5 protein-coding genes and 2 pseudogenes are annotated in these 11,115 nt (G+C 66.0%); 1 reads left to right on the top strand and 6 read right to left on the bottom strand.

Translation table 11 applies throughout. The features are described 5' to 3' along the window. Positions 1-532 (top strand): annotated as a pseudogene (locus A5624_RS14860) (hypothetical protein); the annotation flags it as partial. A gap of 121 nt (positions 533-653) precedes the next feature. Here the strand turns inward: A5624_RS14860 and A5624_RS14855 are convergent. The 6 genes and pseudogenes from A5624_RS14855 to A5624_RS28635 form a co-directional block, all read right to left on the bottom strand. Further along, the gene (locus A5624_RS14855; protein ID WP_066867403.1) at positions 654-1,577 is read right to left on the bottom strand and encodes a caspase family protein; all 924 of its coding nucleotides are present in this window, start codon (positions 1,575-1,577) and stop codon (positions 654-656) included. 37 nt (positions 1,578-1,614) lie between these two features. Next, positions 1,615-2,628: a GH25 family lysozyme gene (locus A5624_RS14850; RefSeq protein WP_066867401.1), complete on the bottom strand. Its 1,014-nt coding sequence runs from the start codon at positions 2,626-2,628 to the stop codon at positions 1,615-1,617. 190 nt (positions 2,629-2,818) lie between these two features. Beyond that, entirely contained in the window at positions 2,819-3,685 is an 867-nt protein-coding gene (locus tag A5624_RS14845; RefSeq protein WP_066867399.1) for a hypothetical protein, read from the bottom strand. A gap of 1,127 nt (positions 3,686-4,812) precedes the next feature. Continuing rightward, positions 4,813-7,413 (bottom strand): LuxR family transcriptional regulator, encoded by a 2,601-nt coding sequence (locus tag A5624_RS14840; protein ID WP_066867405.1) that lies wholly within the window; start codon positions 7,411-7,413, stop codon positions 4,813-4,815. Positions 7,414-7,546: 133 nt separating this feature from the next. Then, positions 7,547-8,692 (bottom strand): catalase family protein, encoded by a 1,146-nt coding sequence (locus A5624_RS28640; RefSeq protein ID WP_197518968.1) that lies wholly within the window; start codon positions 8,690-8,692, stop codon positions 7,547-7,549. Continuing rightward, positions 8,693-10,480, bottom strand: a pseudogene (locus tag A5624_RS28635) (peroxidase family protein); the annotation flags it as partial. It lies immediately after the preceding gene. Positions 10,481-11,115: the final 635 nt, after the last annotated feature.

Genomic DNA, 11,115 nt, shown 5'->3' with positions numbered 1-11,115 from the left:
GCCGCCACCGCCCCCCCGCATGTCGGTGTCTTTCAAATACATGTCCGCGACCATCGGCTTCGCGGCGGCAGGGGTGTCGACCTGGGACGGGGTCTTCTTGGCCGACCCCAACTGGTACGTGCCTGGCATGCCGAAGGGCGGGCTGTTGCCGGCGCCGAACGCAGCGGTCACCCAGGGTGACGCCGCGCTGACATATGGGCTGCCGATCGCGATCGTCGTGGTCAAAGACCTCAACATCTCGGTGCAATGGAGTGGCCAGGACCAAGCGTCGTTGAGCGGCAATGGCTTTGTCGGTCCGTTCTCGCTGGCGGGTGCCTCGAGCACCACGTCCGATGGGACGTGGACCTATTCGCGACCGGGCATGCAAGTGGTCGCGCTGTTGTGCAGCCACCTGCCGGTCCTCCCGCCGGCGGACGCGCCCGATCTCGTGCAGCCGCCGACGGCTGTCGGACCGCAAAGCACCTCCGCGGATGGTTCGGTCACGGCCTCGGGTTCAGACCCCGCCGCGCAGGACAACGCGGGCGGTTCCTGATCTGCCGATCAAACGCATGCCCAGAGTCCTTGTGGCCCACAGTATCAATCCGGGGCGCGGGTGGACCAACGCGAACGCCTCAAGATGACACCCCAGTGATCCGCGCCCCGCTCGGCGGGCATCAGGTGGCAGCGTAATCGAACTGCTCGGGTTTGGAGGTGTTCCAGCCGGCGAGGAAGTTCTCGTCCATGCGGTTCTGCTGGCCCAACAGCGTTGGTGTCTGCGACCTGCCGAGCTGGTTCTGTACCTCGTCGCGAAGTTTGTCGATCAGATCGAGATAGCTGATGTCGGCGCCCGACGCCGCGACGACGTTGACCAATGCCTGGGTGAGCGCGCTGTGGGTATCGGCCTCCCACGCCGACTCGTCGTATCGGCATGCCGCCACCACGCACGATTTCGACCCGGCGACGAGAGCCTTGTTGTCGTCGACACTGCAAACCACGCCATTGCCTTGGCCGACGACGTGGGAAACGTTGCCGTCGAATGCGGTGCTCCCCGGGTCGATGAGGACGCCGCAGGGCACGATCGTGGACATCGTGCTGACGCAGGACCGCACGACATCGGCGGAGTAGGTCGCCGACTTCACCGGCTCGTCGGGCGTGCCCTCATGGATGCCGCCGGAATTGCAGCTGTCGAGGATCACGGTGAAGTTGACGAAGGATGGCTGCAGCGAGTCGGCCAACGCATGCAGATCGAGGTCGGTAATCGGGGCACCGCTCGCGGGAATGAAACATTCATAGTAGCGCTGCGGGTTTGAGTCATCGGCCGGTAGCCGGCCCCCATGGCCGGAGAAGAAAAACGTCGCCACATCCCCAGCGTCACTCTGCGCGAGCAGGTTCCTGATCGCGGCGTAGATGGCGTCACGCGTGGCGGCGCCGTCCGTCAATGACGCGATGACCGTGGCATTGAAACTCTGGCTCAAGAGCGTGTTCATCGCGTCGGCGTCGTCGAGCGAGCGGTTGAGATTGCTCACCGACCAGCCGGGCGGCAGGCTCGTCTGGGCGGTGTAGTCATTGACTCCGACGATGGCTGCTCGGTGTGTCACGGTGTGCTCCTGGGGATTTCAATAGCTTACAGCCGTACTACTTGAGAACGGCGTTTCGGAGATCGTCGAGTGTGGGCCGTGCGGCGCCCTTGACGAACACGCTGATGTCGATCTTGTTGAAGCCCGCAACGGTGTGCGGATAGCCGGTAAGGTAGGACGTGTTGTCGCCGCAGTACTGCCATAGGACGATCTCGTCGAGCTGGAAGGCCTCGAGGCCGTGGCGGACCATCTGTGGGGTGTAGCTGGGGTTCCAGGCCACATCGCAGCCCATCTTGTCGGTGATGCCGAGGTCGCGCATCGCGCCGCGTCCGTAAAGCATGACGCGACTTCCGAGTTCGGACTTGAGCTGCTGTGCGCAGGCACTGACGCAGTCGATTACCTGCTGCGCGCTGGCACGGTGGTTGGTGTTCGCCGCGCCGCCCAATTCGACGTCGATGATCGGCATGATGTCACCGTGGTCCCACCCACCGGCGGCGTCGACCGCCTGCAGGTACGCCGCGGCTTGATCGGCACCGGCCGTATCGAATTTGAGGAATAGGTAGGCGCCACGGAACCAGCTACTGCCGTAACGTGATCCGCCGGCATCTTTGACCGCCGGCCAGTTCTGCGCAAACCAACCGCCGTCGTTGAAGGTATTGCCTTCCCACGCCTTGATGATGGCGCCGTAGAACTGCGGTTGGGCAACCAGCGCGCTCCAGGGCGGGTTCATTCCGCTGTCGCCGGAATACTGGTCGACGATCAGGTAGGGCGGCCCTGGGTCAGCCGACGGCGCGTCCGCTCCTGTCGAGGAGTCCCTCGCGGTGGTGTCGGCGCCGGCGTCGGGGCCTGTCGTACCGGACTTCTGTGGCTCGGGTTCCGGCGCTTCGAGGGGGTCGATTCCCGAGTCGCTGGGTGCGTCGGCGTCCGGAACTGTATCGCTGGGGGAGTCGCCGATGACGTCACCACCGGTGTCTGTGCTGCTATCGGTGTCCCCCGAAGTATCGGTGCTGTCGTCGATGTTGGTGTCGGCGCTGTTGTCGTCGTTCTGGTCGACGACCCAAGGTGCGGTCATATCAATGCCTCGATCGCGGAGTCGGGCGCGACAGTTGTTCTGCCGCTGGGTTTATGGCGGGGTATTCGGTTTCGGGGAGGTCCGTCCGGACCGGTGATCCGGTACCCGGCACTGCGGGATACCGGATCTCCTACCGGTGGACGATGCACCCGCGGCCTAACCGTCGGGTGCATCCACCCATTCGGTCGGCCTAGCTGTCGGCGCCGGCGAGCTCCGGCTCCGGTGTTGCAGACGAGCCGGAGTCATCCGAGCTGTCGGAGCTGTCCGACGTGTCCGAGCTGTCCGACGTGTCGGAGGTATCGGAGGTACCGGAGGTATCGGAGGTGTCGGAATTGTCTGTGCTGTCGGTCGTTTCGGAACCGGCCGTGTTGTCCGTGCTATCCGGCGAGCTGGAGCTGTCGGAATTGCCCGACGTGTCCGAGCTGTCCGAGGTATCTGAACTGTCGGAACTGTCTGAGGCGTCCGAGGCGTCGGAACTGGCTGTAGCACTGGATGTTTCGGAGCCGTCCGAGGCTGCTACGGTGTTCGAGTCGCCCGACGTGTCGGAGGGGGCCGAGGCGTCTGAAGAGCTGGTCAGGCCGAAGAGGTCCCGCAGTTGAGGTGTCAGGTTGGAGTCCGTCGGGTGGTGAATCGTGCCCACGGTGAAGCCCTCCACCTGTTTGATGGCGCCCATCATTTTCTGGAGTTCGTCATCGCTCAACGATTTGACGAGCCGGGTGGTGTCGAGGCCGGTCAGCTGGTGAATCCGGGCGGCGTACGCGACGGGATCGTTGCGGGGGTCGCTGGCCGGGGCGTACTTCTTCATTGCGTCGGTGATGCTAAGGCTGCCATAGAGATTGGACCGCAGCACGTCGTGCAGCGCCGTCCATCCTGAGCTGTAGTCGGGAAAGATCGCAAGCCCACGCTTATCGATGCCAATCGCGTTCTTGTAGGGGAGTTTCCCCGGCAGCAGATTTCCCGGGTTGTTGTTTCGCCACGCAAGCGTACCTCCCTCGAGGATGCAGTCGGCGTAGGCGACGAAAGGATCCTGCGAGGTTCCTGGAGACAATTTGGACATTGCGCTTTTCCGTTCTTTGAGGTTGTTGAAGGTTTTATCGTCGGGAGAGCAATCCCGGGGTCGATGCGATTAGGTCTACGCCGGCTCTTGTTGGGGAACATGCGTAGCGGACTACTCGAATCGCGCGGATTGAGAAAGTACCGGTCGCCCCATCTCCAAAGCGTCATCGACGATCAGTACCGCGGACCGATCGAAAGTCATCATCCTGAAACAGGTTTCTGGGTTGCGGCCCAGTGAGGGGGCCGCCTCAGTCCTCGCGGTGGCGCTTGTAGTCCCACCGCTCCAGCCATGTGGAGAGGTGGTAGGTGCCGATGCTGATCATGACCAGGAAAACGCCCTCACCGGCGACCGTTAGGCCGTTCACAGTCGTTCCATTGCGCGAGCCATTGCGGCGCGCTCGAGGTAGGCGGGGCGCCGTGGTGGATAGGATCGGCGCGGGGCGTCTGAGCGCTGCGACAACCGATGCCTGAGCGAGATGATCCAGCGATGCCGGCGCGCAGTGGCCTGCGACGCGACATCGGAAATCCCGAAGGCGGACATCGCCTCGGGCGCGCTGGTGAGAACGGGCGCCGGGGAAGCGGGGTTGGTGTTCGATGCTCCCCCGGCGCCCGGCGTCGCCGTCACCTTATCCCCCACAACAGGTGGATACGACGGCACTGGGCAAGCGGATGCGCGGTCGGCCCATACGGGCGCCGCGAGGGTAGGCGCGTCACGGTGGGGCGCCACTGTTGCTGGATTGAATAGCATTTCGTCTCCCTGGGCTGGATTCGTACCCGTGGATTTGGTGTATGAGGAAACTTAGGTAGCCACCGGTGTTGTGGACACGCGTAGCCGACTACCCGATGTGAAAACGGGGTTGTGCGCTGCCGATCAGACATCCGGGAGCGGCGGCCGGGTGTTCGCAGGGCGCACCTCGTTTCGGCTGGCGGCCGGTGCGATATGCGAAACACTAAGCGCGCAAACGTAATTCACGGGCAGCCGCCGCCACTGAATCCCGGACACCGGGGACTCGCCGCGCGGTCGGCTAGCTGCGCGAGCGGGACCGCGCCCCTTGAGGCCCGGCTACTACTCGATGACGCCTCGGCGCCGACCAGCGAGCTGGAGTAGTGTCGCCGCAACCAACCCGGTCAGCCGATCTTATTGCACGCGACGATGGCCGCCAGCTCGTCGCGGTCGGAGACGTCGAGTTTGATGCAGGCCCGGTAGATGTGCCCTTCGACGGTACGCACGGACACAGTCAGCTTGTCGGCGATCTCGCGGTTGGACAGGCCTTCCGCGATCAGGGCGGCGATCTCACGTTCGCGGGAGCTGATCGGAAGGGGCCGGGCCGCGGCCCGGATCGCCGGCGTGGTGGCGCCGCCGCACACCCCGGCGAGTCGCAGTGCCCGCGCAGCTATTTCGGTGGTGTGTCGGTTATGGCCGGCGCGGTCATAGAGCACGACGGCTTGGGCAGCGGCGTCCGCGGCCGAGAGCAGCAGACCTGCATTCTCGAAGTCGATGCTCACCGTGTCCAGGGCGCGCGGATCGGATCCGGCCAGCGCTGCCGCATGGCGGGCATAGAGCGGGGCCGACGTGCCGTCGACCTGTTTGGCCAGCGCTCCCAGGCGAGCCGCGACTGTGCGGTCCCCGAAGCGGGCCGCGTGGTGCAGGGCCTCGGCTTCGATCGCGTATTGGCCTGCGCGATGGGCGGTGTCGGCGGCGGCACGCGCCAGGTCGACTCCGGTGCGTTCACCGCCGCGGGCGGCAGCGAGCCACGACTTGGCGATGATGGCCATCGGCTCATGCAAGGCGAGGTGCGGGCCGGCGTGTTCGTTGGCGTCGGCGAGCACCCGCTCGGCTTCGGCCGTTCGGCCCAGCGCGGCATACGCCCGGGCCAGCAGCAGCCGGCACGGCAACCGCCACGGCAAGGAATTCTCGGCGTTGAGCGCGGCGAGCGACTGCTCGAATGAGGCGATGGCCGAAGGAAAGTCTCCTCGGTAGACGGCGACGACGCCGGCCATGATTTTTGCGATCGCCCAACCGACGAACTGTCCCTGAGAGGAAAACCTGCTGTAGTCGGCCACCCGCTGATCGGCGAGATCCAGTCGGCCGGTGTGCGCCAGTGCCAGGATGTCGCCGTACCGGATCATCCAACGGATCATCCCGTCGGTGGGCTTCTGTTCCGCGCGACACCGTGCGGCGATCGGCTCGAAGTTGGCGCCACGCCCGGCGACGGGCATGGCGAGGCCAGCGGCGAACGCGGCGAAGTCGACGGCCTGCTTGGGCGCAGTGGGATCGGCCAGGACGGCCTCCGCGGCCGCGATGCCCTCCTCAATCTTGTTCTGGTGCACCGCCATCGCCGCCCCAGTGGCCTCCACGACAAGGCGCAGGGCGGGGTGGGTGACCCGCTGTCGCATCACGGCCAGGATGTCCTGGGCGTGTGCCACTTCGCCCATCGACCAAAACAGTGTGGACACCCGCGGGATACCCCACCGAACCAGCTGCAGCTCGTCGAGGCCGTCGGGTTCGAACTGCGCCAGGATCGCGTCGGCTTCGGCCGGCCGCCCCTGCCACAGCACCGCGCGGGAGAGCAATTCGGCGGCGCGAAGCCCGTCGCCGTGCTCAACTGCACTGCGCGCCAAGCGTTCCCCGAGCGGCAGGTTGGCCAAAAAGACAGCGTCCCGTGCGGCGGCGACCAGCAGGCCGTTATCGGCGACCTGGTCGCTGTCGACGGACAGTTGTGCCAGGCGGATCCGGTCGGCCGCAGAGGTGATCTCGCGGCCGGACAGCACCGACACGAGGCGCCCGCGCAGCCGTCGCGCAGACGCGGTACCCGTGCGCTTGCGCACCACATCCCCGTACAGCGGATGGCTGATGCGCGCGTTGAGGACGGGACCGTCGCGCACAATGCGGACGAGCCCCTGCAGCTCGGCGGCGTCCACGGCGTCTTCACCGGCCAACTCGACGAGCGCGTCGAGGTCCAGCGGCTCGCACAACGCGAGATATTTCAGCGCGCCCAGCGCATCGGCACCGGCACGATCAAGTCGGTTCTCCAGCAGTTCGGCCAGGCCGGACGAGACGGCGGTGGGCCCGCGCAGCTGCCAGACACCGTCGACCTCGGTCAGGGTGCGCGCTTCGACCGCCCCTTCGACCATGTGCCGCAAGAACAGTGGATTGCCCCCGGAGGCCGTCCACATGACATCGGCGGACAGGCCTTCCAACGTGCCGCCCAGCACCGATTCGACCAACGCGATGCTCTGGTCCTTCGACAGCGGCTCTAGGTCGAACCGCTGCAGGTAGCCGTCTTTCCAGAGTGAGGTGACCGCATCGGGTACGGCTTCGCCGCTCCGGACCGTGGCCACGATGCGCCCGGCGCGTTCGGCGGCGATGTGGTGCAGCAGTGTGGCCGAGAGCTGATCGAGCAAATGCGCGTCGTCGACGCCGACCACCGGCTCGGCGCCGGCCAACAGATTTTCGCGCGCCGCGGCCAGCAACGCGATCGGGTCGCGCGCGCCCGAGGTACCCACCCACTGCAGGAACGCGCCCAGCGGGATGGTTTGGGACGACTCGGTGCACGCCGCCCAGTGCACTGCGGACGGCAATGTGGCGGCCACGGTGCGGGCGAGCGTCGTCTTACCGACGCCGGCGGGACCGATGAGCACGACCCCACGCTGTCCGTCGCCGGTGAGCGCGCAGCGGATCGTCGCCTGCTCCCGCGGGCGTTCGAGCAACTGCCACTGGCTGCTCATGAACGCAAAGTCTAAGGCCGCATCCGCACCGTCGCCCAGGGAGCTGGCCGCGGACCGCAAATTGACGCTGCGCCCGCTGCTCACCGCCTCCGCCGCGTGGGCCCGGGTGGAGGCGGGAAGCTGGCCGGCGCCGCTATCGGGGCAGGTCGGCGATAGTTGGCTCAAGGAGGGGGACCTCGTTCTTCTCATGGCGGAAGGTGCTGGATGCTTCGTAGACCTTGAGTTTGAGGCGGTTGATGGGGCCCAGCGGTCGATGCGCGGCCAGGCCGCGCCACGAGTTGTAGGACAGCACGTCGTCGCCGAACCGTCGCCGGTCGGGGGAGTCCGGGTTCTGTTGCGGGTAGCTGAGTTTGGCGACCCCGATGTGTGGGCTGAGTTCTTCGGGCCACGGTACGGTGGCGTCCTCGATGGGCATCCTGGTCAGGTCGGTGCACAGTTGGGCCCGCAGCTCAAATTCGGCGCTGTTCGTGGCGAAGAAGTCGAACACCTGATTGCGGTAGGCGTCGTAGCCCGCATCCGCCGGCAGGGGCTGGCCTGCCAACGTCGTCACCGATTCCGACAGCGGCACGATCTCGAATTTGGCGACATGATCACCCCATCGGATGGGAGCCGACGAATAAAAGTTCTGCCCGAGGATGTGGGTGTTGGGTTCGATGAAGATCTCCACGGCGTTGGGCAGCGACACCCCCACCTGGGCCAGCACCGATCTGGCGCCCGTGAGCAGCGCACCCACAGCCGACAGCGCGGGATCGGACAGTCGAGCCAACACCCACGCCAGCGGCATGCCGACGCGCAGGTATGCCCGTACATCGGCGAAGGGGAATTCCCGGTGGGTCACCAGCAGAAAGTCCTGTGTGGCGGCGTCATCGTCGGCCAGGATGCGCTCGCCGGGTTCGTCAAGGAGCACCTTGACCGCGAGGCCGTGCACCCCGCGGATCTGGTCACTTCGGATCACCCCGGAGGTGGTGGACAGCCGGGTGATCACCGGGTAGTTGCGTGGCTCGGCGAATAGGCCCTGGGCCAACTCGGGAGGCAGGTCCGGGTAGACCGTGAGCTCACCGCGCAGCACGGCCAGCGTCTTGGCGTGGGCGTCGCGTAGGCCGTGATGAAACTTCTTGTACGCCCACTCGTTGTTGCCGTGCAAGGACTTGACGATTGCGTCGATCTCACGATCCTCCTCGGCGCCCGGCCGTTCGAGGGCGTCGCTGTAGGGGACGTAGGTGGGCTGCGCGCCGGGCGGCGGCGGATAGCGGCGCCCGGTGGTGGGTGGCGGGGAGATCCGCGTCGACGGCCGCGCTTGCGTGGTTGGCCAGGGGGCGAACGGATTGTCGACCGAGCGCAGGGTGGGCTCCAGGGCGGGGAAGTGCCGGATCAGTATGGTGCGCAACGAGTTGGTCCGTACCCACGCCATGCCGGCCTCGGTGTACGTCGCCGGGGTGTAATCGGTGGTGAAAAAGCGGTCGCTGCGTAGCCGGCGCGAGGCCATCAGGATGAAAATCCGGAAGGCTGTGTCGCTGAACCCGAAACCGGCCGGCTTGGGTTCGGCGTACAGGCCGATCATGAGGTCAACGCGTTCGACGTCGCCGTAGATCTCGCGAAGCTCCTCGGCCCACTCCGGGTTGTCGGTGAGCTCCTCGAAGCTGGCGGCAGGCTTGAGTCGCAGCATTCGTCGAAAGGCGTTGTAGCGCGGCACCCCACGCTCGCGGATCCGCAGGATGTCCGCGGCGGCCAGGTCGATCGGAATGTCATTGACCCGGTGGAAGTCCTGCAGATGGATCGGGAAGTTGTGCAACGTGATGTCGCCCGGGTGAGCCACCCCCATCGAGTAGAAGAGGTCGTCGGCCGGCCACTGCGCCAGGCGCTCTCGAACGTTGGGCACCGACAAGTCGGGCAGTTGGTAGCGCGCCAGCTCGTCGTCGTCCCGCAGCGAGCGCACCGTGTAGTCGTCGGGGATCAGCGGATGCATGCGGTAGACGGCGACGAATTCCTCGGTCAGCGAGTACGGCACGCCGTCGTGGTTGGTGGGCGATCCGGGGATGCCCTGTAGCACCTCGTTAGGGGTGATGCGACCGAAGCGCTCCTCGAAGTGCTGCCCGAGCACCCCGAACCAGTTGGCCCGCATGGCCGACTCGGTGGTGGGGTGGGCGATGATCGCCGGGGTCCACTCCAGCGTGTGGATCTTGGCCATCAGTGCCGCGTTGATGAGGCGCGCTTTGTCGTACAGCTGCTGGTCACTCATCTCGGGATAGTGCTGGTGCAGCTCGCGACAGATGGTGTTGTGCTCGCGCAGGAACAGCGAGTGCAGCAGCGCCAATCCGACCCAGAAGTTGGCCCGGACCGCCCCGTGCGGATCGAGGTAGGTCTCAAGCTCTTCCGGATGCAGGCCGACGTCGTCGATCCTGACCTGCCCCAGCTCGCCGGTGCGCAGACCCTCCGCGAATCCCTTTGTGTTGCCGTAGATTTGGGACCCATCCCACCAGTGGGTGTCCTGCGTGACGAACGTGGGCGGCCCCGACGCGTCAGGGCTGGGGTCCGGTGGTGTCCGGTTGATCGTCATCGTTGGCTCGGGCCACGGGTCAGCACCCTCGATCGGGATCTTCCAGGGATCGGCATTGACGGTGCCGTGGCTGAACCAATCGTGGACCTCGAACTGGATCCATGCGGCCGCCAACAAGTTCAGCGTGGTGGCGGGTTTGAACGTGTCGCGGGTCAGCAGTCGCCGGCTGATCACGCGCGGATTGGGCTCCATGATGCGGTCGGGTCCCTCGGGATAGGTCAATTCGGTGGGGACGTTTCGACCGAACCGGCTGCCCAACGATCCCATCAGCGGGTATTGCAGGTCGTTGTTGGTCCCATCCGGCGTGCGGGCGTCGCGGCAGGAAGTGATGTCGACGCCGGGTGGGGGCCGGTCGTCGGGTCCGCGGCCGGTGTCGAAGAGATTGTGGGCACGCAGCTGCTCACGCAATCCGATGAGGACCGCGAGCCCTAACGGTTTGGGAAGCCGGGACCATCCGATCCACCGGTCGGTCAGCTCTGCCACTCGCGCCAGTTGATCGACGAGCATCATCGTTGCCTCCACTTGACGGATCCGGCTGACGCAGCGTTCCTGATGGCCGCGCAGCAGCGATGAAGCGTCGCGCGCCGCCATTTCCTAGGGAACGCGCCGGTGTCGTCGCGTGCTGCGCGCACGGCGCCCCCGCTCGTGGTCTGCCGTTGGTAGCTGCAGTGGACACTAACAGTTCGTCGGGCATGCGGCCGGTGGTTCCGTAGGGCGGCGGCGAAGTTCGCTGACCCCATGAGCCTCCCTTCGGATCCATCCACGGAGCACGACGACCCGAACGCTAACGACGGATTGGCGGGCGTGCACGGGTAGTCGACTACTCGATGTGCGCCCGGTGCGTCGCGGACGTCGGGGATGACCCAGCCCGGTGAGGTCAGGATCGCGCAGCAGGAGGACCCGCGCGTAGCGGCACCCACCACGAAAGCGCCGGTGGCCGTGGATGATTCGGTTACCTTCCGACTGCGTATGTGGGGGACAGTTGTCCGCCCGGCAGGTCGGCAATACCCCGAATCGATACCACTCCAGGCCGGAACGTCCCAGCCGGTCCGGAGGACATCGCCAATGGAGTAGTCGACTACCCGTGAAACCGGCCCCGGGCCGGACGATGATCGAGATCGGTCAATCACCGCCGATAGCGTCAT

It is taken from the genome of Mycobacterium sp. 1482292.6 (assembly GCF_001672995.1).
GTDB classification, from domain to species: Bacteria; Actinomycetota; Actinomycetes; order Mycobacteriales; family Mycobacteriaceae; genus Mycobacterium; species Mycobacterium europaeum_A.
Note: the sequence above shows the minus strand (reverse complement) of the source record. Positions and strands in the feature narration are given on the sequence as shown.